This window comes from Paraburkholderia sp. EB58, from assembly GCF_050436665.1.
GTDB lineage: Bacteria > Pseudomonadota > Gammaproteobacteria > Burkholderiales > Burkholderiaceae > Paraburkholderia.
The window spans coordinates 71691-95787 of sequence record NZ_JBNDMQ010000022.1 but is presented as its reverse complement, the minus strand read 5'-3'; the positions used below and the strand labels follow the sequence as shown (position 1 = coordinate 95787).

Annotated in this window: 16 protein-coding genes; 7 read left to right on the top strand and 9 right to left on the bottom strand. The window is 62.6% G+C overall.

The annotated features are described in order from the left end of the window. The first annotated feature begins 35 nt into the window (after positions 1-35). From P3T40_RS28040 to P3T40_RS28030, 3 genes are all read left to right on the top strand, one after another. The gene (locus tag P3T40_RS28040) at positions 36-1394 is read left to right on the top strand and encodes a collagen-like triple helix repeat-containing protein (protein ID WP_429270969.1); all 1359 of its coding nucleotides are present in this window, start codon (positions 36-38) and stop codon (positions 1392-1394) included. A 201-nt stretch (positions 1395-1595) separates the two neighbouring features. Beyond that, a complete protein-coding gene (locus P3T40_RS28035) occupies positions 1596-3296 on the top strand; it encodes a ShlB/FhaC/HecB family hemolysin secretion/activation protein (RefSeq protein ID WP_429270968.1) in 1701 nt (566 codons plus the stop codon). 232 nt (positions 3297-3528) lie between these two features. Then, a complete protein-coding gene (locus P3T40_RS28030; protein ID WP_429270967.1) occupies positions 3529-4014 on the top strand; it encodes a DUF2147 domain-containing protein in 486 nt (161 codons plus the stop codon). Positions 4015-4175: 161 nt separating this feature from the next. Here P3T40_RS28030 and P3T40_RS28025 read toward each other — a convergent pair whose 3' ends face one another. The 6 genes from P3T40_RS28025 to typA form a co-directional block, all read right to left on the bottom strand. Beyond that, positions 4176-4631, bottom strand: a complete 456-nt coding sequence (locus P3T40_RS28025; protein ID WP_429270966.1) for a transposase — start codon at positions 4629-4631, stop codon at positions 4176-4178. A 227-nt stretch (positions 4632-4858) separates the two neighbouring features. Continuing rightward, positions 4859-5956, bottom strand: a complete 1098-nt coding sequence (gene zapE, locus P3T40_RS28020; protein WP_429270965.1) for a cell division protein ZapE — start codon at positions 5954-5956, stop codon at positions 4859-4861. 92 nt (positions 5957-6048) lie between these two features. Further along, positions 6049-7479, bottom strand: coding sequence for a dihydrolipoyl dehydrogenase (gene lpdA, locus P3T40_RS28015; RefSeq protein WP_429270964.1), 1431 nt, complete (start codon positions 7477-7479; stop codon positions 6049-6051). Between the two features lie 140 nt (positions 7480-7619). Beyond that, positions 7620-8903: a 2-oxoglutarate dehydrogenase complex dihydrolipoyllysine-residue succinyltransferase gene (gene odhB, locus P3T40_RS28010; protein ID WP_429270963.1), complete on the bottom strand. Its 1284-nt coding sequence runs from the start codon at positions 8901-8903 to the stop codon at positions 7620-7622. 115 nt (positions 8904-9018) lie between these two features. Beyond that, entirely contained in the window at positions 9019-11880 is a 2862-nt protein-coding gene (locus P3T40_RS28005) for a 2-oxoglutarate dehydrogenase E1 component (protein WP_429270962.1), read from the bottom strand. 329 nt (positions 11881-12209) lie between these two features. Then, the gene (typA, locus tag P3T40_RS28000) at positions 12210-14036 is read right to left on the bottom strand and encodes a translational GTPase TypA (protein WP_429270961.1); all 1827 of its coding nucleotides are present in this window, start codon (positions 14034-14036) and stop codon (positions 12210-12212) included. A 387-nt stretch (positions 14037-14423) separates the two neighbouring features. On the opposite strand from typA, the gene P3T40_RS27995 reads away from it, so the two are divergent. The 4 genes from P3T40_RS27995 to P3T40_RS27980 are packed head-to-tail and all read left to right on the top strand — an operon-like array spanning position 14424 to position 19408. Continuing rightward, entirely contained in the window at positions 14424-14945 is a 522-nt protein-coding gene (locus P3T40_RS27995; protein WP_429270960.1) for a MarR family winged helix-turn-helix transcriptional regulator, read from the top strand. Between the two features lie 53 nt (positions 14946-14998). Then, complete coding sequence (locus tag P3T40_RS27990; protein ID WP_429270959.1) at positions 14999-16531, top strand: efflux transporter outer membrane subunit; 1533 nt, start codon at positions 14999-15001, stop codon at positions 16529-16531. A 55-nt stretch (positions 16532-16586) separates the two neighbouring features. Further along, positions 16587-17813 (top strand): EmrA/EmrK family multidrug efflux transporter periplasmic adaptor subunit, encoded by a 1227-nt coding sequence (locus P3T40_RS27985; protein ID WP_429270958.1) that lies wholly within the window; start codon positions 16587-16589, stop codon positions 17811-17813. A gap of 32 nt (positions 17814-17845) precedes the next feature. Continuing rightward, positions 17846-19408, top strand: coding sequence for a DHA2 family efflux MFS transporter permease subunit (locus P3T40_RS27980; protein WP_429270957.1), 1563 nt, complete (start codon positions 17846-17848; stop codon positions 19406-19408). Positions 19409-19555: 147 nt separating this feature from the next. Here P3T40_RS27980 and truB read toward each other — a convergent pair whose 3' ends face one another. The 3 genes from truB to infB all read right to left on the bottom strand — a co-directional run bounded on the left by truB (position 19556) and on the right by infB (position 24005). After that, positions 19556-20491 carry a tRNA pseudouridine(55) synthase TruB gene (gene truB / locus P3T40_RS27975; RefSeq protein ID WP_429270956.1) on the bottom strand — a complete coding sequence of 312 codons (936 nt, stop codon included), beginning with the start codon at positions 20489-20491 and terminating at the stop codon, positions 19556-19558. Positions 20492-20547: 56 nt separating this feature from the next. Continuing rightward, entirely contained in the window at positions 20548-20913 is a 366-nt protein-coding gene (gene rbfA / locus P3T40_RS27970; RefSeq protein WP_429270955.1) for a 30S ribosome-binding factor RbfA, read from the bottom strand. Positions 20914-21068: 155 nt separating this feature from the next. After that, a complete protein-coding gene (gene infB / locus P3T40_RS27965; RefSeq protein WP_429270954.1) occupies positions 21069-24005 on the bottom strand; it encodes a translation initiation factor IF-2 in 2937 nt (978 codons plus the stop codon). Between the last annotated feature and the right edge of the window lie 92 nt (positions 24006-24097).

Sequence of the window (24097 nt, the reverse complement as noted above, 5' to 3'; positions counted from 1 at the left end):
TCCAGTCAGACTCACAAGTGACCGAGGAGCACCCTATGTCCACCCCACTTTTTTTTGTTCCCGATGCAGCCTGCGCGACGCTGTCGTCAGTGCGCATGCCGCTCACGGCCCTCGCCGTCGCGTGCCTCCTCGCCGCTTGTGGCGGCAACGACGTCACCGCGCCGCCAACCGCGTCCAACCCCGGTAGCGGCTCGAGCGGTGGCACGACCACCACCATCGGCTCGGGCGGTGGATCGGGCACCGGCTCGGGCGGCAGCACCTCGACCACCGGCTCGAGCGGCACTGCCGGAACGGTGACGACGGCAGCCAAGACCGTCAACGATCTCGGCACGACGATCTCGTCGCAGACGCTCCCCGGTGTGAGCCCGCAGGTGACTCAAGGTCTAGGCGATACGGTTTCCGCCTCGGGTGGCACGCTGACGGCGCTAGCCAACTCGGTCAGCAACGGCATCGGCCAGACCGGCTCGACGAGGAATCCGGTCGGCACGACGGTCGCGGGCCTCGGTTCGGTGGTCTCATCGACGAGCGGTGTGGTGCAGGGCCTGAGCACGACGGTCGATGGCCTCGGCACCGGTCCCCTTGCTCCGCTGTCACCGCTCACGACGCCGCTCGCCGCCACGCTCAGCACCGCGGCGAACGCGCTCGACGCCGGCGGCACGGCGCTCGGCAACGTACTGTCTTCGTCGCCGGTGCAACAGATCACGCGGCCAGTCAGCACCGCCATCACGCCGCTCGTGCAGAGCGCGGGAATCTTGACGCAAACGGTCGGCACCACGAGCGGGCTCGGTGTACCGGTCTCAGGCGTGCTCGCGCAGGTCGGCGGCGCATTGGGCTCGGCCGGTTCGACGATCGCCTCCACGACGCAAAATCCGCTCGGCACCGACGTCGGCAACCTCGTCGGCTCGCTCGGCAATACGGTCACGAACGCCGGCGGCCTCGTCAACCCGAACGGCCCGAACGGCGCCGCGCCGATTCCGGGTCTCATTACAAGCCTCTTCGGCAGCACCACCGCAGTCGTGCTTAGCGGGCCGCCGACCGGCGCCGCCGCCAACGGTCCGCTCGGACCGTTGAACGCGACGCTGACGAGCCTCGGGCTCGGCAGAAATCCGCTCACCTCGGTGACCTCGCTGCTCGGCGGCACACCGCTGTCCGCGCTCTCGTCAGCCACCGCGGGCACGCCGCTCGCGTCGCTCACTGGCCTCCTCGGCGGCGTTCCGCAGAGCTCCGTCACCAGCGCTGCTAACGGCACGCCCGCCGGCTCGCTACTGTCACCGGTCACGGGTCTCGTCACGACCGTCACCACCACGCTCACTTCCACGACAAGCTCGCCGAGCAGCGCGACGGGCGGCGTGACCTCGCTGCTCGGCGGCCTGCTTCCGACGCAACATAAGTAGTCCGGACAACTGACAGAGTGGTGGTGAGAGATCTCAGTTCGAGCAGGCAGTTTGCATGAGTCACGTGCTCCGCAACGCACGGAGCACGTGGCGTAACACGCGCAGGCATGGCAGTATGCGCGCAGCCATACACAAGCGTTCACGACTCGCCTGGCCGGGCGGCGCGTACGCACGATAAGAACGGCATACGAGGGAAAACCGATGAAACTCGGGTACAGCAGATGGACACTTCTGCTTGCGGCGATGGCCGCGGGCGCAGTGCAGGCGCAGTTGCGTCCGGCAGTCGGCGGCAATCCTGTGGGGGGCAATCCACTCGATTCGATACCGCAAATCAACGCGCCCGACAAAGGGCCTAACGTCACGCTCCAGGTACAACCGCAGCCGCCGCAACTGCAGGCATTGCTCGCGACCCACCTGACGCCCGCCAAGTTTCAGATCGAAGGCGTCAAATCGATTCCGTTCGACGAAGTCGCGCAACGCTTCACCCCGCTCGTCGGCAAGGACATCACCATCGCCGACCTGATCCAGGTGGCCGACGGCGTCACCAAGCTGTATCAGGCGCGCGGCTATGCGCTGTCGTTCGCCTTCGTGCCGGCGCAGACCTTCGAGAACGGCGTGGTACGCGTGACGATCGTGGAAGGCTATGTGTCGGAGGTGAAGATCACCGGCAATCCGGGCAAGGAAGAAGACAAGATCCGCGCGATCGCCGAACACATCCGCGCCGACCGTCCGCTGCGGCACTCCACCTTTGAGCGCTACATCAACGTGCTGGGCATTCTGCCGGGCATCAAGGTTGCCGCCAATGTGCCGCCGCCGCAGAACACCGATGGTGCCACCACGCTCGAACTCAAGGTCGAGCACAAGGCGGTCAACGTGAGCACCGGCGTCAATTTCAACCAGCCTGGCGTCCAGGGATTGCTTACCGCGACCGAGAACGGCCTGACCTCCCTCGGCGAGCAACTGAGCGTCTCGGCGCTGCTGCCCAAAGGCCGCGACAACGTCACTTATCTCGCGGCTCAAGGCGCGCTGCCGATCGGCAGCGATGGCCTGGTGGCGAAGATCGATGCCTCGCACTATCGCGGCAATCCGGTGGACAACCCCGGCCTGCCCTCGTACGTGGAGCGCACCGTAATCAACGACAAGCTCGGTGGCTCGCTCGCGTACCCGCTCCTGCTGACCAATAGCCAGAGCGTGCTCGGCACCGTGTCGGCCTACGCGTCGCACGACGAAGACGACTATCACAACCAGATCAACGGGGCGCAGATCGGTTTGCGCTCGCAAGTCCGCGTGCTGCAGTTGCAGGCCGACTACACGAGCGTGCAGACGGGCCAGGTGCGCAAGGCGAGCATCAACGTCGCACAGGCGTTTAATATTCTCGGCGCGTCAAAATCCGGCGACTCGAACATCCCGGGCTTGGTGGAAACCAACCCCGTCTCACTCAACTTCACGCGCACCGGCGCGAGCTTCTCGCAGACCAACGAGTGGCCGCTCAAGATCGGCACTGCCATCGCCATGACGGGCCAGTACAGCCCGGACTCGCTGCCCACCTCGGAACAGATCTCGTTTGGCGCGCAGCATTTCGCGCAAGGCTACGAGCCGGGTGAAGCGTCGGGGGATTCGGGCTGGGGGGCATCGCTCGAGGTCAATCGCGGCTTCACGCCGGGCTTCACCTATCTGCAAAGCGTCACGCCGTATGTGTCGTTCGACGTGGCGCGCGTTTATCTGCACTCGGGCACCCCATCGCCTTCGAAGCTTTCTTCTATCGCGTTCGGTTTTCGGATTTCCGACTCGAAGTACTACACGCTCGATCTGTCGGTGGCCAAGGCAGTCTGCGATGCGCCGGTGGAAAGCCCCTCGCGCAGCCCGCGGATCAACGCCACCTTTTCGTATCAGTTAAATTGAGCGTCGTGGCGGGTGCGGCGGGGTGCGCTTGAGCAGGCACGTGCCGCCGGTTTGAGTAGAGGGTTCACTATCAAACGGAGGGCGCACTTTCACGTATTCTGCGCTGACTACCGGTAATACACCGGGTAATACAGCGGAGATACGCAACGCGGCATGAGGAGGCCCTGCGTCGCCTGACATGCCAATAACGCCGCGACCATGATCGCGCCGACTTTTACCAAGGAGGAAGACAATGACGCCATTCACCCAACGCACGCGCGCCATCATGATGCGCACCGCCAAACAGGCCGCGCTCGCCGGCGTGCTGCTCGCCAGTGCCGTCACTGCGATGGCGCAGGCCGACAGCCCGGTCGGCACGTGGCAAACCATCGACGACCACACGGGACAGCCCAAAGCGCTCGTGCAGATCACCCAGGACGGCAGCGGCGCGCTGGACGGCAAGGTGATCAAGGGACTCGGCCCGAACGACCAGCCTGACCGCCGCTGCACGGCGTGCACGGACGCGCGCAAGGATCAGTTGATCCTCGGCATGACGATCATCAACGACATGAAAAAGGATGACGACGGATGGGACGGCGGTCAAATTCTCGACCCCGAAAACGGCAAGCTCTACAAGTGCAAGATGCACCTGGAAGACGGCGGACAGAAACTGGTGGTGCGGGGGTATATCGGCGTTTCGCTGCTCGGGCGTTCGCAGACCTGGATTCGCCAGCAATAAGCGTTAGGCGCCTGCGCGTGGGTCACTGCGCGCGATGCTCCTGCCTGGCTTGTAATGAAGCAACGCATAGTGAAGCAACGCAGCCAGATAAAAAAACCGGCCGACGATTTTCTCGTGCGGCCGGTTTTTTATGGTTGGGCATGATCCATTCATTGAACTCGTCATGCAGCGTGCTTGTAAGACCCTGCGAGACTGAATACCGAGGGCACCGGAGGCTGTGACGACGCCGGGCCATAGACCGCCGGTTTGGACGGCGCCACGGGTACCGCAGCGGTGCGTGCAGCCTTCTCTTCCGGGCTGACGTGGATACGCATGCGCGCTTCCATCATGCCGCACAACTCGGCGCTCGCTTCACCGAAGAGCTGGTCCATCACGCGCTTGAGCACGCCCGACTCATGCCACGCCTTGAAGCGGCGATGACAGGTTTGATAGGACGGGTATTTGCGCGGCATGGCGGACCAGGTGGCGCCGCTGTACATCACCCACAGCACGCCGTTGAGCACGGAACGCGTGTTGGCGAGTGGCCGGCCACGCAATTCGGAACGCGGACGCAGCTCGGGAAGCAGCGGTGCAACACGCTGCCATTCTTCATCATTGATATCACGGTACGGGGTCATGGACTTCTCCTTCGTCAAAATCTATGACTAAGAAGATATCGGCTTGCCCCTGGACCGAATATAAGACCAATCTGAATCTTGAAAATGCGACTGGGGCCGCCGGGGATTGGCCGGCAGACCCTGATCTATCGCAAAAGATCGCGCTTCTGAGTGAAATGTAGGAAGAGCCTGTCTCGCGAATCGCTCAGAAAGCCCTCAGATGCCTCCCAGTGCCTCAGCGCCGCCCCTCAGGTCAGCGAGGTATCGACGATCCGGCGCGGCGCGTCGAGATACTCCTTCGATTGCATCTCAACGATGCGCGACACCGTCCGGGTGAACTCGTTGGCCATCGGGCCGTCGGTGTACAACAGTTCAGGCGGCACGGCCGCGGACATCAGCAGCTTGACCTTGTGGTCGTAGAACACGTCGATCAGCCATGTAAAGCGCCGCGCTTCCGAGGCCATCCGCGCGCTCATCTGCGGCACGCCCGACAACACCACCGCGTGAAAGCGGCTCGCCAGTTCCAGATAGTCGTTCTGCGAGCGCGGACCGCCACACAACGTCGCAAAGTCGAACCAGACCACGCCGTCGGCACGGCGCAGCGCTTTTAGCTCGCGCTTTTCGATGTGCAGGATCGGACTCTCGTCCGGCACCGCGGCGAGGCTCGCGAATGCAGCGCGCAGGGCTTTGTCCGAGGCGGCGCCAAGCGGCGTGTGATACACCTCGACCTGGGCCAGCGTGCGTTGCCGGTAGTCGATCCCCGCATCCACGTTGACCACATCGAGCTTGGCCTTGATCAATTCGATCGCGGGCAGCATGCGGTCGCGATGCAGTCCGTCCGGGTACAGCGTGTCGGGGTCGTAGTTGGACGTCATTACGAACTGGACGCCGTTCTCGAACATCTTGTCGAGCAGGCGGTAGAGAATCATCGCGTCCGCGATATCGGAGACGTGGAATTCGTCGAAACAGATCAGCCGGTAGCGCTTGGCGATGCGCCGCGCGAGTTCGTCGAGCGGATCAGCCTGGCCTTTCAGTTCTTCCAGTTCGCGATGCACTTCGCGCATGAACTCGTGAAAATGCAGACGCGTCTTGCGATACAGCGGCACCACCGTAAAGAAGCTGTCCATCAGGAAGCTCTTGCCGCGTCCTACCCCGCCCCACATGTAGACGCCGCGTGGCAGATCCGGATGGATAAGCAGTTTTTTGAACGCATTCGAGCGGCGTGATTTGTATTCGCTCCACTCTTCGTAGCACCGCTGCAGACGGTCGACCGCGGCGCGCTGCGCCGGGTCCGATTGATAACCCCGCGTCTGCAGTTCTTTTTCGTAGTATTCGGTGACGTTCATTCTATGGCTGCAAAAGGTAAGGCGGGAGGGATTGAACCCGCCCGCCTTCGTCGTAACGCTAAGCTGCTGCGATCAGTCAGGCGTGCGCGTGATTACATGTTCAGCGCGCGCTTGTCCACGGCGAGTGCCGCTTCGCGCATAACTTCGGACAGCGACGGGTGCGGATGGCAGATGCGGCCGATGTCTTCCGACGCAGCCTTGAATTCCATCGCCACCACGGCTTCCGCGATCAGGTCCGATGCGTTGGCCGAGATGATGTGCACGCCGAGCAGCTCGTCGGTCTTCGCGTCGGCGATCATCTTGACGAAACCATCCGCCTTGTTGATGCCGAGTGCACGGCCGTTTGCCATGAACGGGAACTGGCCCATCTTGACTTCGCGGCCTTCCGCCTTCAGTTGCTGCTCCGTCTTGCCGACCCATGCGATTTCCGGCTCGGTGTAGATCACCCACGGAATGCAGTTGTAGTCGATATGCGGCTTCTGACCGTCGATGATTTCGGCCACCAGCACGCCTTCGTCTTCAGCCTTGTGCGCGAGCATCGGGCCACGCACCACGTCGCCGATCGCGTAGACGTTCGGCACTGCGGTTGCGCAGTGGTCGTCCACGTCGATGAAGCCGCGTTCGTTCGCCTTCAGGCCGATCGCCTCGAGACCGAGGTTGTCGGTGTTCGGCACGCGGCCGATCGACACGATCAGGCGGTCCGCTTCCAGCTTCTGCGCGTTGCCGTCCTTGTCCGTGTAGCTCAGCGTGACGCTGTTGTCGGTCGTCGTGACTTCGCCGACCTTCACGCCCACATGAATATCCAGGCCTTGCTTCTTGAACTGCTTGGCCGCTTCCTTCGCCAGCGCCTGGTCAGCCGCACCGAGGAATTCCGGCAGCGCTTCGAGCACCGTGACGTCAGAGCCCAGACGACGCCACACGGAGCCCAGTTCCAGACCGATCACGCCGGCGCCGATCACGGCCAGCTTCTTCGGCACGGAGTCGAAGCTCAACGCGCCTTCGTTGTCGGCGACGATCTTGTTGTCGACCGGAATGCCCGGCAGGTGACGCGCCTTCGAACCCGTGGCGATGATCACGTTCTTCGCCGTGACGGTTTCCGTTTCGCCTTCGCCGCTTACTTCGATCTGCACGCCGGCGTCCGTCTTGCCGGTGAACTTGCCATGGCCCTTCAGCCACGTGATCTTGTTCTTGCGGAACAGGAATTCGATACCCTTGGTCATCTTCTCGACGATGCCTTCCTTGCGGGCCAGCATCTTCGTGATATCGACCGACACGTTTTCCACGGAGATGCCGTGGTCAGCGAGGTGATGCGATGCGTTTTCAAATTCTTCCGACGACGCGAGCAGCGCCTTCGACGGAATGCAACCCACGTTCAGGCAAGTGCCGCCGAGCTTCAGCGCGCCGGCCGGGTTCTTCCATTTCTCGATACAGGCAACCGATTTGCCGAGCTGCGCAGCGCGGATAGCTGCGATATAGCCGCCGGGACCTGCACCGATCACGACGACGTCAAATTCTTTGGACATGACAATCCTTTTGATGACGGGACACGCGCGGCCACGCTTCGTGGCGCGCGTCGTTCCAGTACTACAGGGTGCTAGATGCGTGTTGCTTATATGGCGCCGGCTTGCCCAATGACAAGCCGGTGCCTCTGCCGTCCCGACGCTTACAGGTCGAGCAGCAGGCGCGCCGGGTCTTCCAGCGCATCCTTCATGGCAACCAGCGACAGCACCGCTTCGCGACCGTCGATGATCCGGTGGTCGTACGACAGCGCCAGGTAGTTCATCGGGCGGATCACGATCTGGCCGTTTTCGACCACAGCGCGTTCCTTGGTGGCGTGCACGCCCAGAATCGCTGATTGCGGCGGGTTGATAATCGGCGTCGACAGCATCGAGCCGAACACACCGCCGTTCGAGATCGAGAACGTACCACCCGTCATTTCTTCGATCGACAGCTTGCCGTCCTTCGCCTTCTGGCCGAATTCAGCAATCTTCTTTTCAATGTCGGCGAGGCTCAGTTGATCTGCGTTGCGCAGGATCGGCACCACCAGGCCACGCGGCGAACCGACCGCGATACCGATATCGAAGTAGCCGTGATAGACGATGTCGTTACCGTCGATCGACGCATTCACCAGCGGGAACTTCTTCAGTGCGTGAACAGCCGCCTTGACGAAGAACGACATGAAGCCGAGCTTCACGCCATGTTCCTTCTCGAACCGGTCCTTGTACTTGTTGCGCAGGTCCATCACCGGAGCCATGTTCACTTCGTTGAACGTCGTGAGGATGGCGTTGGTTTGCTGTGACTCGAGCAGACGCTCGGCGATACGCGCGCGCAGACGCGACATCGGCACGCGTTGTTCCGGACGGTCCTTCAGCCACGCTTCGGCGGACGCCGGAGCCTTCACGTCCGGCAGCGACGGCTTGGCGGCCTTCGGTGCGGGAGCCGCTGCCGGAGCAGCCTTGGCAGCCGGTGCCGGAGCGGCGCCTGCGGTCAGCACGTCACCCTTGGTGATGCGGCCGTCGCGGCCCGAGCCGGACACGTCGCCCGAGGCCAGGTTCTTTTCCGCCATCAGCTTGGCGGCGGCCGGGGAAGCGGCCGTGCTTGCACCCGTTGCGGATGCAGCTTGAGCAGCAGGCGCTGCTGCCGGTGCGGGGGCCGCGACCGGAGCCGGCTTCACTTCTGCTTCGACGGCAGCGGCGCCAGCCGTGCCTTCCGTGTCGATCTTCGCGATCACCTGATCAGCGGTGACAGTGTCGCCGTCGTTGGCGATCACTTGCGCGAGCACGCCAGCCGAGGGGGCCGGCACTTCCAGCACGACCTTGTCGGTCTCGATTTCGATGAGGATCTCGTCTTGCGCGACAGCCTCGCCGGGTTTCTTCTTCCACTGCAGCATGGTGGCTTCCGAAACCGACTCCGAAAGTTGCGGGACCTTGACTTCTACAATAGCCATTTTGTGATTTTCCTGAATACGTATCTGGTGACAACGAACCGTCTGCGAACCGCTTGTGAACTGTTAGACGCGGCACGGGAAAGCGCGCGGCGCTTTCCCGGTTCGGTTCAAAAAGTTATTTAGCGATCGACGAGCTCTTCAGACGGCCGAATGCACCTTCGATCAGCGCCTTCAGCTGTTCGTAATGCTTCGCGTAGTACCCGACTGCCGGCGAGGCCGAAGCCGGACGTCCGCTGTATGCGAGCTTCTGCCCTTCCTTCATGCCTTCCTTCAGATGGTGCTCGATGTAGAACCACGGGCCTTGATTCTGCGGCTCGTCCTGCACCCAGACCACTTCGGTCGCATTGTCGTACTTCTTCATTTCCGCTTCGAACTGCTTGTGCGCGAACGGATAGAGCTGTTCGATACGGACGATCGCGACGTCGTTTGCCTTGACTTCGCGGCGATGCGCGATGATGTCGTAGTACACGCGACCCGAGCAGACGATCACGCGCTTGACCTTCTTCGCTTCGATCGCTTCATCCACTTCGCCGATGATCGGCTGGAACGCGCCCTTCGCCAGTTCGGACAGATCCGACACGGCTTCCTTGTGACGCAGCAGCGACTTCGGCGTAGCGACGATCAGCGGCTTCCTGAACAGGCGGATCATCTGACGGCGCAACAGGTGGAAAATCTGCGCCGGCGTGGTGGGCTGAACGACCTGCATGTTGTGGTCTGCACAAAGCTGCAGGAAACGTTCGATACGGGTCGACGAGTGCTCCGGACCCTGGCCTTCGTAGCCGTGCGGCAGCAGCATCGTGAGACCCGAAACGCGGCCCCACTTCACTTCGCCCGACGAGATGAACTGGTCGATCACGACTTGCGCGCCGTTCACGAAGTCGCCGAACTGCGCTTCCCATGCGACGAACGTGTTCGGTTCAGCGGTCGAGTAACCGTATTCGAAGCCGAGCACTGCTTCTTCCGACAGCACCGAGTCGATCACCGTGAACTTCGCCTGACCGTCGGCGATGTTCTGCAGCGGCACGTAGGTGCCGTCGTTCCAGCGTTCGCGGTTCTGATCGTGCAGCACCGCGTGACGGTGCGTGAACGTGCCACGGCCCGAGTCCTGACCCGTCAGACGCACTGCATAGCCCGATGCGACCAGCGACGCGAATGCCAGGTGTTCGCCCATGCCCCAGTCGAGCTTCGCTTCACCGCGGCCCATAGCGCGACGGTCGTTGATGACGCGCTCGACCAGCGGGTGAACCTTGAAGTTTTCCGGGACCGTGGTGACGCGCTCAGCGAGGCGCTTCAGCTCAGCCAGCGGCACGGCGGTATCCGCTGCGTCGGTCCACTTGCGGTTCAGGAACGGCACCCAGTCCACCGCGTACTTGCTCTTGTAGTTCGAGAGCACCGGATCGACGGTGTGATGGCCTTCGTCCATCGCCTTGCGGTAGGCCTTGACGAATTCCTCTCCTTCTGCCGCCGTGATCACGCCTTGTTGCACCAGCTTTTCAGCGTACAGTGCGCGCGTGCCCGGGTGCTTGGCAATCGTCTTGTACATCAGCGGCTGCGTGACCGCCGGCGTGTCCTGTTCGTTGTGACCCAGCTTGCGGAAGCAGACGATGTCGACGACGACGTCCTTGTGGAACTGCATCCGGAAATCGATAGCGAGCTGCGTTGCCAGCACCACGGCTTCAGGATCGTCACCGTTCACGTGCAGCACCGGTGCTTCGATCATCTTGACGACGTCCGAGCAGTACAGCGTCGAGCGCGAGTCGCGCGGATCCGACGTGGTGAACCCGATCTGGTTGTTGATGACGATGTGCAGCGTGCCGTGCGTGCCGTAACCACGCGTTTGCGCGAGGTTCAGCGTTTCCATCACGACGCCCTGGCCGGCGAAGGCCGCGTCGCCGTGGATCTGCACCGGCAGCACTTGCAAGCCGCTGTCGTCGCCGCGACGGTCCATACGGGCCTTGGCCGAACCTTCGACCACCGGGTTGACGATTTCAAGGTGCGACGGGTTGAATGCGAGCGACAGGTGAACCGGGCCGCCTTCGGTCGAGACGTCCGACGAGAAACCCTTGTGATACTTGACGTCGCCAGCCGGCAGATCGTCAACGTGCTTGCCTTCGAATTCGGCAAACAGGTCAGCCGGCATCTTGCCGAGCGTATTGACCAGCACGTTCAGACGGCCACGGTGGGCCATGCCGATGACGATTTCCTGAACGCCGCGAGCGCCGCCGTGGCGCACGACTTCGTCCATCGAGGCGATGAAGCTTTCGCCGCCTTCCAGCGAGAAGCGCTTCTGGCCGACGTACTTGGTGTGCAGGAAGCGCTCGAGGCCTTCAGCTGCCGTCAGGCGATTGAGGATGTGCTTTTTCTTCTCGTTCGAGAAATTCGGCGTCGAACGGATCGACTCGAGCTTCTCTTTCCACCAGCGCTTCTGTTCCGGATCGCTGATGTACATGTACTCGGCGCCGAGCGTACCGCAGTACGTGTCGCGCAAGGCCTTGACGATTTCCCGCAACGATGCGCGCTCGAAACCGAAATACAGGTTGGTCGCGCTGAACTCCTGGTCCATGTCGGCTTCAGTGAAGTCGTAGAACGCGGGTTCAAGTTCGGGAATAGCGGGACGTTCGCGGCGCTTCAGGGGATCGAGATTGGCCCATTGCGAGCCGAGGAAGCGATATGCGCCGATGAGGGACTGCACATAGACTTGCTTGCGCGCGGTAGCGATATCGTCGCCGCCGGTTGCGGTGCGCGGGATGAACGCATTGGCCTTGGCCCGTTGCGCAAACGATTCGACGATCGGGCCATGGGCCACGTCGTTGGCATTGCTGCCATCCGATGCAGGAACGTTCTGCAACGCGTCGAAATAGCTGCGCCAGTTCTCGGGCACTGACGCCGGATTATCGAGATACGCTTCGTACATTTCTTCTACGTACGGAGCATTGCCGCCGAACAGATAGGAGTTCGACTGGAATTGCTTCATCATTTTTACGCTCACCTTTCTTCGAGTTTCTCGAGAAATAGCGGGTTACCGAAACCTTCCGCGACACGGCCTGACCGTTTGGCGGATTGCGCGAATCAAGTCTTGCTTGGAAGGACCTTAACTTGCATCCGCGGAAGCATAGCACATAACAGATAGTCCAGATAGCAGACATAGCGCCGCGGAAGCCTTTGCTGGCGGGCTTTCGCGGACCTTTCCAGGATACGAAACAGTGTTATTTAGTCATCCTGGCAATAGTGACTTGCAGCCCCGGAAATAACAAAAGCCGCCCGAAGGCGGCTTTTGTGTTGCGTTGCACGATGGAAGCGCGCGGCTTAGTCCACGGCGCCCTTACGGCTCGCGCTACGACGCTCATGTTCCTTCAGATAGCGCTTGCGCAGACGGATAGATTGCGGCGTAACTTCGACCAGTTCGTCGTCGTCGATGAATTCCACCGCGTATTCCAGCGACATCTGGATCGGCGGGACGAGGCGCACCGCTTCGTCGGTACCCGACGAACGCACGTTGGTCAGCTGCTTGCCCTTGATCGGATTCACGACCAGGTCGTTGTCACGGCTGTGAATACCGATGATCATGCCTTCGTACAGCGGCTCACCCGGCGACACGAACATACGGCCACGATCCTGCAGCTTCCACAGCGCGTAGGCCACCGCTGCGCCGTCATCCTGCGAAATCAGCACGCCGTTGCGACGCTCGCCGACCGCGCCGTCCTTGACCGGCTGATACGAGTCGAACGTATGGCTCATCAGACCCGTGCCGCGCGTAAGCGTGAGGAATTCCGACTGGAAACCAATCAGGCCACGCGCCGAAATACGGTACTCGAGACGCGTACGGCCACGGCCGTCCGATGCCATGTCGAGCATTTCACCCTTGCGACGGCCCAGCTCTTCCATCACGCCGCCCTGGTGGCCGTCTTCCATATCGACGGTCAGGTTTTCGTACGGCTCGTGCTTCACGCCTTCGATTTCCTGCATCACCACGCGCGGACGCGACACGGCCAGCTCGTAACCTTCACGGCGCATGTTTTCCACGAGAATGGTCAGGTGCAGTTCGCCGCGGCCTGCCACTTCGAACGTGGTTTCGTCGCCCGTTTCCTTCACGCGCAGCGCGACGTTGTGGTTCAGCTCCTTGAACAGGCGGTCACGAATCTGACGGCTCGTCACGAACTTGCCTTCACGGCCAGCCAGCGGCGACGAATTCACGAGAAAGTTCATCGTCAGGGTCGGCTCGTCGACCGTGATCATCGGCAGCGCTTCCGGAGCTTCCGGTGCGCAGATGGTCACGCCAATGCCGATTTCTTCAATACCGTTGATCAGCACGATGTCGCCTGCCTCAGCCGAGTCCACCTGGACGCGCTCGAGACCCTTGAACGACAGCACCTGGTTGATCTTGCGGTTGAGGATCGCGCCATCCGGGCCCGAACGCACAGCCACGGCCATGCCCGGCTTGATGCGGCCACGCGTGATGCGGCCCACGCCGATACGGCCGACGTATGACGAATAATCCAGCGAGGTGATTTGCAACTGCAGCGGCGCTTCCGGATCCGCCGGGCGAACCGGCACGTGTTCCAGCACGGCCTCGAACAGCGGACGCATGTCGCCTTCGCGCACGTCCGGGGTCAAGCCGGCATAGCCATTGAGGCCCGACGCGTAGACGATCGGGAAGTCGAGCTGCTCGTCCGTTGCGCCCAACTTGTCGAACAGGTCGAAGGTCTGGTTGATCACCCAGTCGATCCGCGCGCCCGGGCGGTCAACCTTGTTGATCACCACGATCGGCTTCAGGCCGAGCGCCAGCGCCTTCTTGGTCACGAAGCGCGTTTGCGGCATCGGACCTTCTACGGCGTCGACCAGCAACAGCACCGAGTCGACCATGGACAGCACGCGCTCCACTTCGCCGCCGAAGTCGGCGTGGCCCGGCGTGTCGACGATGTTGATGTGCGTACCTTCGTATTCGACCGCGCAGTTCTTCGACAGGATCGTGATGCCACGTTCCTTTTCGATGTCGTTCGAGTCCATCACGCGCTCGACAACCTGCTGGTTGTCGCGGAACGTGGCAGTCTGACGGAGCAGCTGGTCGACGAGTGTAGTCTTGCCGTGGTCGACGTGGGCAATAATGGCGATGTTGCGTAGGGCGCGAGTCATAGGAGCCTGAAGACAGTTGAGTGCGCCAGCTGCAGCATTGTGTACAAAGCCAACAAAGCCCAAAGCGCACTTTTGGGAACCCAATATTGTAGCACGCGCAGATTAAGGTTCTCTGGTATTCCCTTACTCGCTGTCATGCACTCCCGCGCGCGCCGACAGCGGCACCCCTCCCGCCCGACAGATTTCCTGCTCCATTCCTCACACCAATCACCTGGCCTGATGGCCAATAGCGGCGGCCCTTCCGGCCCGAGTGTCCCACAGTCACGCCGTCTCTTTTAATAGCCGGAGTCGGTAAAGATCCTTGCCTAAGCTGCAATAACGCTTGCCGCGTCAACTAACGGAGTTTTATAATCCTGCTTAGTCAACCATTGCAATCGCATGAGAATCATGACGGATCAGACCCCCACGCCGCCGCCGGAAATCAGCGCTTATCAGCTAGGCGAAAGCGTCGGCTATCTGATTTCGCGCACGAGATCGACGCTGTCGAACCTGGTCACGCAGCGGACCATGGCCGAGCTCGGCATCACCAGCCAGCAAGCTAGCATCCTGTTCATGGTAGCCAGCGGCAAGTGCCTGCTCGCCGCGGAATTGGCCCGTGAATACGGTATCGACGCCAGCGCAGTCACCCGTCTGGTGGACCGACTGGAGAAGCGCGGCCTCCTGACTCGGGTGCGCAGCAACGAAGACCGCCGGGTCGTGCGGCTCGCGTTGACGCCCGAGGGCCAGAGTATCGCGGTACGCATGCCCGCCATCTTCAACGGCGTGATCGATAACCTGCTCGCCGGTTTTACGCCGGAAGAAGTGGGCTTTCTGAAAAGCATGCTGCGCCGTGTGCTGACCAACAGCGGCTGTGATCTATCGGGCATAACCCGTGACGCGACAATAAATTCAGACGGCAAATCGTCATAAGCTGTTTGCAGCGTCCATCATTACAATCAACTGACACTCAAAAGAGTCGAGCGATGAAATCCCTTTCCCTGTCCGCGCCCGCGTTGTCGTGCCGGGCCGCTGTCACCGCGGCGGTGGCGGCGCTTGCCCTCACGGGGTGCGCGAACTACAGCGGTATCAAGAGCGACAAGCAGATGTCGTCGCCGGCGCAGTACGAGTCCGGCCAGAGCCTGCCGTCGCAGGGTGGCCAGTGGCCGTCGCTCGATTGGGCCAACCAGTTCGGCGACCCGCAACTGCCGCAACTGATCGCGGAGGCGCTGGAAGGCAGCCCGTCGATCGCCCAGGCGCAGGCGCGCATCGCCAAGGCTTCGTCGTACATCGAAAGCTCGCGCTCGGCGCTCTATCCGAAGGTCAACGGCAGCTACTCGTGGAACCGCGAGATGTTCTCGGCCAACTCGATCTATCCGCCGCCCTACGGCGGCACCTGGTATAGCGAAAACAACGTGCTGGCCAGCGCCTCGTGGGATCTCGACCTGTGGGGCAAGAACCGCCAGCGCCTGGGCCAGGCCGTGTCGCAGGAAAAAGCGACTGAAGCGGACCTGCAGCAGGCGCGTGTGACGCTGGCGGCGTCCGTCGCCAGCACCTACAACCAGCTCGCGCAGTTGTACGCGCTGCGCGATATCGCCGCGCGTGAAATCGCCAATCGCCAGGATATCGGGCGAATCACCAACGGGCGCGTCGTCGCCGGCCTCGACACCAATGTCGAGCGCCAGACCGCGAACGGCAACATTGCCACGAGCCAGGCCAACGTGACCGACCTCGACGGCCAGATCACCACCGTGCGCTACCAGTTAGGCGCCTTGCTCGGTAAGGGGCCCGATCGCGGGCTGCAGATCGCCAAGCCGGTCCTGACGGCCGGCAACACGGTGACGCTGCCGGATAACGTGCCGGCCGATCTGGTATCACGCCGCCCGGATATCGTGGCCGCACGCTGGCAGGTCGAAGCCGAGATACACGACGTGAAGGAAGCCAAGGCGGAGTTTTTCCCGGACGTCAATCTGTCGGCCGGCTTCGGTTTCGATGCGTTCGGCTGGGGCAGATTCCTGACTTCGGCGAGCCGCCAGATGCAATTTGGGCCGGCCGTTCACCTGCCGATCTTCGATGCCGGCGCCCTGCGCTCGCAACTGAAAGGCCGCTACGCCGACTTCGACCTCGATGTGGCGAACTACAACCAGACGCTGATCAACGCGCTGTCGGAAGTGGCCACGCAAATCTCGACGATCCGCTCGATCGACCAGCAGTCGGGTGACGCGCAGCGCGCGCTCGACGCGTCGACCAAGGCTTATCAGCTTGCCGTGATCCGCTATAAGGCGGGCCTGTCGGAGCAATTGCAGGTGCTGAATGCCGACCAGAATCGCCTCGCCGCCGAACAGACGGTGACGAACCTGAAAATGCGACGCCGTGACATGCAGATTGGCCTGATCAAGGCACTGGGCGGCGGTTTCGACGCAACGCAGACCGGCCTTGCCGTGCCCCCCAACGATGGCGCGGCCGAGGCACCGGCCACAGCGTCAGCCGCACCCGCGGCCCAGGCTGCAGCGAACTGAATCCGAGTGCCCACCCGAATAAACGACGCAGATTGAGAGAATACGGAGCATATCAATGAGCACCCCCCAGCAACCTGCCGCCAGCGCGCAAACGGCGAACTCCGGCAAACGCAAGCGCATGATGACGTTGCTCGTCATCGTGATCCTGATTGCCGCGATCGCCTACGGGCTGTACTACTTCCTGGTTGCGCGCTTCCACGAGTCGACTGACGACGCGTATGTGAACGGCAACGTGGTGCAGATCACGCCGCAAGTGACCGGCACGGTCATCGCGGTCAATGCCGACGACACCCAGACCGTCAAGGCGGGCGACCCGGTCGTCGTGCTGGACCCGGCTGACGCGCGCGTCGCGCTGCAACAGTCCGAAGCGAATCTCGGCCAGGTGGTGCGCCAGGTGCGCGGCCTGTTCGCCGACGACAACCAGTATCAGGCGCAAGTTGAAGTGCGCGAGGCCGATCTGTCGCGCGCTCAGGATGACCTGCGCCGCCGCATGACGATCGCCCAGACCGGCGCCGTGTCGCAGGAAGAGATCTCGCACGCCCGTGATGCCGTGAAGAGCGCGCAGGCCGCCCTCGACGCCGCCAAACAGCAACTCGCCTCGAACCGCGCCCTCACGGCCAACACCACGATTGCCGATCACCCGAACGTGGAAGCCGCTGCCGCCAAAGTCCGCGACGCCTATCTCGCGAACGCCCGTAACACGCTGCCGGCGCCGGTCACCGGCTACGTCGCGAAGCGCTCGGTACAGGTTGGCCAGCGCGTCTCGCCGGGCAATCCGCTGATGGCGATCGTGCCGCTGAACGGCGTGTGGGTCGACGCCAACTTCAAGGAAGTGCAACTGAAGCACATGCGCATCGGCCAGCCGGTTGAACTGACCGCCGACGTGTACGGTTCATCGGTCGTGTTCCACGGCAAGGTGGTCGGTTTCTCGGCCGGCACGGGCTCGGCCTTCTCGCTGCTGCCGGCGCAGAACGCGACGGGCAACTGGATCAAGGTTGTGCAGCGTCTGCCGGTGCGAATCCAGCTTGACCCGCAAGAGCTCGAAAAGCATCCGCTGCGGATCGGCCTGTCGATGAACGTCGACGTCAGCATCAAGGACGAAAACGGCGGCCAGCTGGGTGACGCACAGAACACGGTTTATCAGACCAATGTGTTCGACAAGTACGGTGACGAGGCCGACGCCGAAATCGCCCGCGTGATTGCCGAAAACGCCGGCCCGAACGGCGGCGCACAAAAGTCGGTCGCCGCCCGTGATACGAAGGCACCAGCCAAGGCAATGTAAGCCGCGCCACGTTTAAACAAGGTTTCTAATACATGGCTCAGGCTCAAGCGCCAATCCCTCATCCGCCTTTAGAGGGGGCGCAACTGGTGATCGGCACCATCGCGGTGTCGCTCGCCGTTTTCATGAACGTGCTCGACACCTCGATTGCGAACGTGTCGATCCCGTCGATCTCCGGGGATCTCGGCGTCTCGTCCGACCAGGGTACATGGGTGATCACCTCGTTCGCGGTGGCGAACGCGATCTCCGTGCCGCTGACCGGCTGGCTCACCGAGCGTATCGGCCAGGTGCGCCTGTTCATGGCGTCGATCATCCTGTTCGTGATCTCGTCGTGGATGTGCGGCCTGGCTCCGACGCTGCCCTTCCTGCTCGCCTCGCGCGTGCTGCAAGGCGCCGTGGCCGGCCCTATGATCCCGCTGTCGCAAACCCTGTTGCTCGCCAGCTATCCACGCGCGAAGGCGCCCATGGCGCTCTCGATGTGGGCCATGACCACGCTGATTGCGCCGGTGGCCGGACCGATCCTGGGCGGCTGGATCTCGGACAACATCTCGTGGCCGTGGATTTTCTACGTCAACATCCCAGTCGGCGCGGTCGCCGCGATCGCCACGTGGGCGATCTTCCGCAAGCGCGATTCGGTGGTCCGCAAGGCGCCGATCGACGGCGTGGGACTTGCGCTGCTAATCATCTGGGTGGGCTCGTTGCAGGTGATGCTCGACAAGGGGAAGGACCTCGACTGGTTCGCGTCGACCACAGTCGTGGTGCTCGCGTTGACCGCGGTGATTGCACTCGCGTTTTTTATCGTCTGGGAGCTGACCGCGGAGCACCCGGTGGTCGACCTGTCGCTCTTCAGCAGGCGAAATTTCACCGGCGGCACGGTGGCGCTTTCGATCGGCTACGGGCTCTACTTCGGCAATCTCGTCTTGTTGCCGCTATGGCTGCAGACCGATCTGGGCTATACCGCGACCAACGCCGGCCTCGTGATGGCGCCGGTCGGCTTTTTCGCGGTGCTGCTCTCGCCGATCACCGGCAAAATCCTGCCGCGTACCGATCCGCGCTACATCGCCACGGCGTCGTTCCTGGTGTTCGCGCTGTGTTTCTGGATGCGCTCGCGCTATACGACCGGCGTCGATACGTATTCGTTGCTGGTCCCCACGCTGATCCAGGGCATCGGCATGGCCGGGTTCTTCATTCCGCTCGTGTCGATCACGCTGTCGGGTTTGCCGGGCAACCGGATTCCGGCAGCGTCGGGACTGTCGAACTTCGTGCGGATCATGTGCGGCGGGATCGGCACGTCGATTTTCCAGACCGCCTGGGATCACCGCACGATCCTGCACCACGCGCAACTGACCGCCCAGGCCAATCCGTACAACCCGGCGTTCGATCAGTCGATTCGTCAGATGGGCGCGGCCGGGTTTAGTCAGCCGCAAGCGTACGGTCTGTTCAACAACATGGTGTCGCAACAGGCCGCGCAGTTGGGGGTGAACGATCTGTTCTTCATCTCGGCGGGGATTTTCGTCGCGCTGATTGCGCTGATCTGGATCACCAAGCCTGAGCGTGCCGGCGGCGATGCCGGTGCGGCAGCGGCGGCGGCGCACTGAGGGAGTGGTCGGGTTGACGGGGCTGGAGTCAGTGTTTTTTTGGCCGCCGCCAGTCTTCAGATCAAACTCGCAGCAAAGAAAAAGGCGGTACCGCACTGATGCGGTACCGCCTTTTTTGTGTCTGCGTGTGCCTTTAACGCCGGTTCATCAGGTCTCTGCGGTCACCACCAGCCGCTCCGGCGCGAGCACGCCTTCGCCCAGCTTCGCGACCCCCAGCAATCGACCCGCTGCCGCATAGACTCGCACGCGCTCGGCGTTGGCTGCCTCGCCGCTCAAAGTCAGGTCGGCAAGACGCAGCCGCTGGCCATGCAGAAACCGGCGCGTCGCATCGGCATCAAGCTCGACAGACGGAAAAGTCGACAGCAACGCGTCGACCGGCTGCAGCCAGTGATCGCGCTCGCCTTCGGCGGCGTCGGACAGCGCATCGAGCGTTACCGCGTTTTCCAGCGTCAGCGCGCCAACACCGGTGCGTCGCAATGCCACCAGATGCGCGCCGCAACCGAGCGCTTCGCCGATATCCTCAGCCAGCGTGCGCACATACGTACCCTTGCTGCAGGTTACGCGAAACGTGACGTCGGGCAACGCACAGGCCAGCATATCGAGTGCGTGAATCGTCACCTGGCGCCCTTCCCGCTCCACCACCTGGCCGGCGCGCGCGTACTCGTACAAAGGCTTGCCGTCGCGCTTGAGCGCCGAATACATCGGCGGCACCTGCACGATCTCGCCGCGAAAGCGTGCCATCGCAGCCACGACCGCCGGCTCGTCGCAGGTGACCTCGCGCGTCTCGATCGCCTCGCCTTCGGCGTCGCCGGTAGCCGTGCGGATGCCGAGGCGCATCGTGGCCTCATAGGTCTTGTCGGCTTCGAGCAGATCCTGCGAGAACTTGGTCGCCTCGCCGAAGCACAGCGGCAGCAAACCGGTAGCGAGCGGGTCGAGCGTGCCGGTATGGCCGGCCTTCTTCGCCAGATAGAGACGCTTGGCCCGAATCAGGGCGTCGTTACTCGACAGGCCAATGGGCTTGTCGAGCAGCAACACGCCGTCGAGCACGCGACGCGGCACACGGGGCCGTTGAGGTGCGGTCATAGCAAGAAAATGAGGGCGAACGGAGAATCAGCAACCATACGTAAAACCGCGCGCGATCAGTCTTCTTTCGCGCGGGAAGCGTTCGCCTCGTCGATCAGGCGCGACATCTCCACCGCCTGTTCGATCGTCTTGTCATAGTGGAAATGCAGCGTCGGCACGGTGTGGATATGCAAGCGCTTGAACAGCTGATTGTGGAGATGGCCGGCCGCGTGCTGCAGCGCTTCCAGCGTCTGCTGCGGGTCGCCCGTCAGCGTCGTGAAGTAGACCTTGGCGTGCGCGTAGTCCGGCGTCAACTCGACGCTCTGGATCGTGACGATGCCGATGCGCGGGTCCTTGACCTCGCGCAGCAGCTCGGACAGATCGCGCTGGATCTGATCGGCGATCTGCACGTTGCGATTGGGAGAAGTACGTTTCTTAGGCATGGTGAATCCGTGATCCGCTCAGGCGGATAGCAATGAGGTTCGCGTCGCGGCATTGGGGGCCGCAAGCTCACACGAGCACAAGCGCGCAGGCAAAAAAACAAGGGGCGGAGCGAGGCGCCAAGCGCCCGCCCCGCCCCTTCCGCGTTGCGCCTGAATTACAGCGAACGCGCGACTTCGGTGACTTCGAAGACTTCGAACTGGTCGCCTTCGACGATGTCGTTGAAGTTCTTGATCGACATACCGCACTCGAAGCCCTGACGCACTTCCTTGACGTCGTCCTTGAAGCGCTTGAGCGAATCGAGCTCGCCCGTGTGAATCACGACGTTGTTGCGCAGCACGCGCACCGACGACGAGCGCTTGACGAAGCCATCCGTGACCATACAACCGGCCACTGCACCGATCTTCGGTACCTTGAAGACCTGACGCACTTCGACCATACCGGTCACGACCTCGCGCTTCTCCGGTGCCAGCATGCCCGACATCGCAGCCTTCACTTCATCCACAGCGTCATAGATGATGTTGTAGTAGCGAATGTCGATACCGTTGGACTCCGCCAGCTTGCGCGCCTGGGCATCCGCCCGGGTGTTGAAGCCGATGATGACCGCCTTCGAAGCCGTTGCCAGGTTGACGTCGTTTTCGCTGATGCCACCCACCGCGCCGTGCACGATCTGCACGCGCACTTCGTCCGTGGAGAGCTTTTGCAGCGATTGCACCAGCGCTTCCTGCGAACCTTGCACGTCGGCCTTGACGATAAGCGGCAGGTATTGCACTTCGCCTTCGCCCATCTGTTCCAGCATGTTCTCGAGCTTGGCGGCCTGTTGCTTGGCCAGCTTGACGTCGCGGAACTTGCCTTGACGGAACAGTGCGACTTCACGCGCCTTGCGGTCGTCCGGCATGACGATGACCTCTTCGCCAGCCTGCGGCACTTCCGACAGACCTTGAATCTCAACCGGAATCGACGGACCGGCCGACTTGGTCGGCTTGCCAGTTTCGTCGAGCATGGCGCGCACGCGGCCATAAGCGCTGCCTGCGAGCACCACGTCGCCGCGGTTCAGCGTACCCGACTGGACGAGGATCGTTGCAACCGGCCCCTTACCCTTATCGAGCTTCGCTTCAATGACCAGACCCTTGGCCGGCGCTTCAACCGGTGCCTTCAGTTCCAGCACTTCGGCCTGCAGCAGCACGTTTTCGAGCAGATCGTCGATGCCTGCACCGGTCTTGGCCGACACCGGCACGAACGGCGATTCGCCACCGTACTCTTCCGGCACGACGCCTTCCGCGACGAGTTCCTGCTTGACGCGCTCCAGATTCGCATCCGGCTTGTCGATCTTGTTGATGGCGACGACGAGCGGCACGCCGCCAGCCTTCGCGTGGGCGATCGCTTCCTTCGTCTGCGGCATCACACCGTCGTCGGCTGCGACCACCAGAATCACGATGTCGGTAGCCTTGGCACCGCGAGCACGCATGGCCGTGAAGGCCTCGTGACCCGGCGTGTCGAGGAACGTGATCACGCCGCGCGGCGTTTCCACGTGGTACGCACCGATGTGCTGCGTAATCCCGCCCGCTTCACCCGCTGCCACCTTGGCGCGGCGGATGTAGTCGAGCAACGACGTCTTGCCGTGGTCGACGTGACCCATCACGGTTACCACCGGCGGACGCGGCAGCAGTTCTGCGTCGGTGGTTTCGCCACCTTCGACCAGCATCGCTTCCGGATCGTCCAGCTTGGCCGCAACCGCGTGGTGGCCCAGTTCCTCGACGATGATCATCGCCGTTTCCTGATCCAGCATCTGGTTGATCGTAACCATCTGGCCGAGCTTCATCATCGACTTGATGACTTCCGACGCCTTCACAGCCATCTTGTGGGCAAGATCGGCAACCGTAATCGTTTCCGGCACGTGCACTTCACGCACGATCGGTTCGGTCGGAGCCTGGAACGTGGTGTTCTGATCCTGATGCTTGCCGCGACCCTTCGGGCCACCGCGCCAGCCGCGATCGACACCGCCGCTCGTATCGCCACGCGTCTTGATGCCGCGGCGCTTCGCTGCGTCGTCCTGCCAGCCGCCCTTGCCGGCGCCCGGCTTCTTTTTGTCGCCAGCCGACGGTGCCGTTGTGGCGGCCGGTGCTGCCGCAGCCGGCTTCTTCGCTGCCGGACGTGCCGGTGCTGTGCCTTCCGGACGGGCCGGCTTGTGCAGCGTGCCCTTGGCTTCCACAGCCTTGGGGGCTTCAACGGGCTTGGCCGCCGGTGCCGGTTCCGGCGCCTTGACCTGGGCCTTGCGCGGCGTGCTCATCATCTCGCGAATCGCGGCCGCTTCGGCTTCCGCCTTTGCACGGCGCTTGCTCACTTCTTCCTGCTCGGCGCGCGTCTTTTCAGCAGCCAGACGCGCGGCGTCCTCCGCCTTCTTCGCGGCTTCGCGTTGCGCGGCACGTTCTGCTGCCGCGCGTTCGTCGTCCTGCTCGCTTGCGACAGCCGGCGCCGCGGCGGGTTGGGCAACCTGCACAACCTGCTCGGCCTTCTTCTGCGCGACAGCTTCTGCTGCGACCGCGGCACGCTTCTTCGCCGCTTCCTCTTCCGCACGGCGGCGCTCGGCTTCAGCAGCCTGCTCACGCGCCTGGCGCTCTGCCTCTTCGCGCTCGAGCTGCTCCTGACGGGCCTTCAGCTCCTGAGCCTGCTTTTCGAGCAGCTCGGCCTCATGACGCGCTTCTTCCTCGCGACGCTGAAGTTCCAGGTCGTCCGTATCGGTGTCGGCCTCTGCCACATGATTCGATGCATCGCCGCCTTCGCCACCCGCTTCGTCGCGGCGGACGAACGTGCGCTTCTTGCGCACCTCGACCTGAATGGTACGAGCCTTACCCGTCGCGTCGGATTGCTTGATCTCCGACGTATGCCGTTTCGTCAGCGTGATCTTGCGCTTGTCCGCATCAGTCGAGCCGTGAGACTTGCGCAAGTGGTCGAGCAGACGCGCCTTGTCCGTCTCGGACAGGGTGTCGTCTTCGCTCGCTTTGGTAACGCCTGCTGCCTGCAGCTGCTCAAGCAGCACGCCTGCAGGCATTTTCAGTTCCGCGGCAAATTGGGCTACGTTGTTACTCGCCATTCATTCCTCTTAATGCAAGGACCGATTCCTTGCGGTTAGCATCGTGTCATGCGGCCTGATGGCCGCTTCAATTTAGTGCGCCATGGTCATTT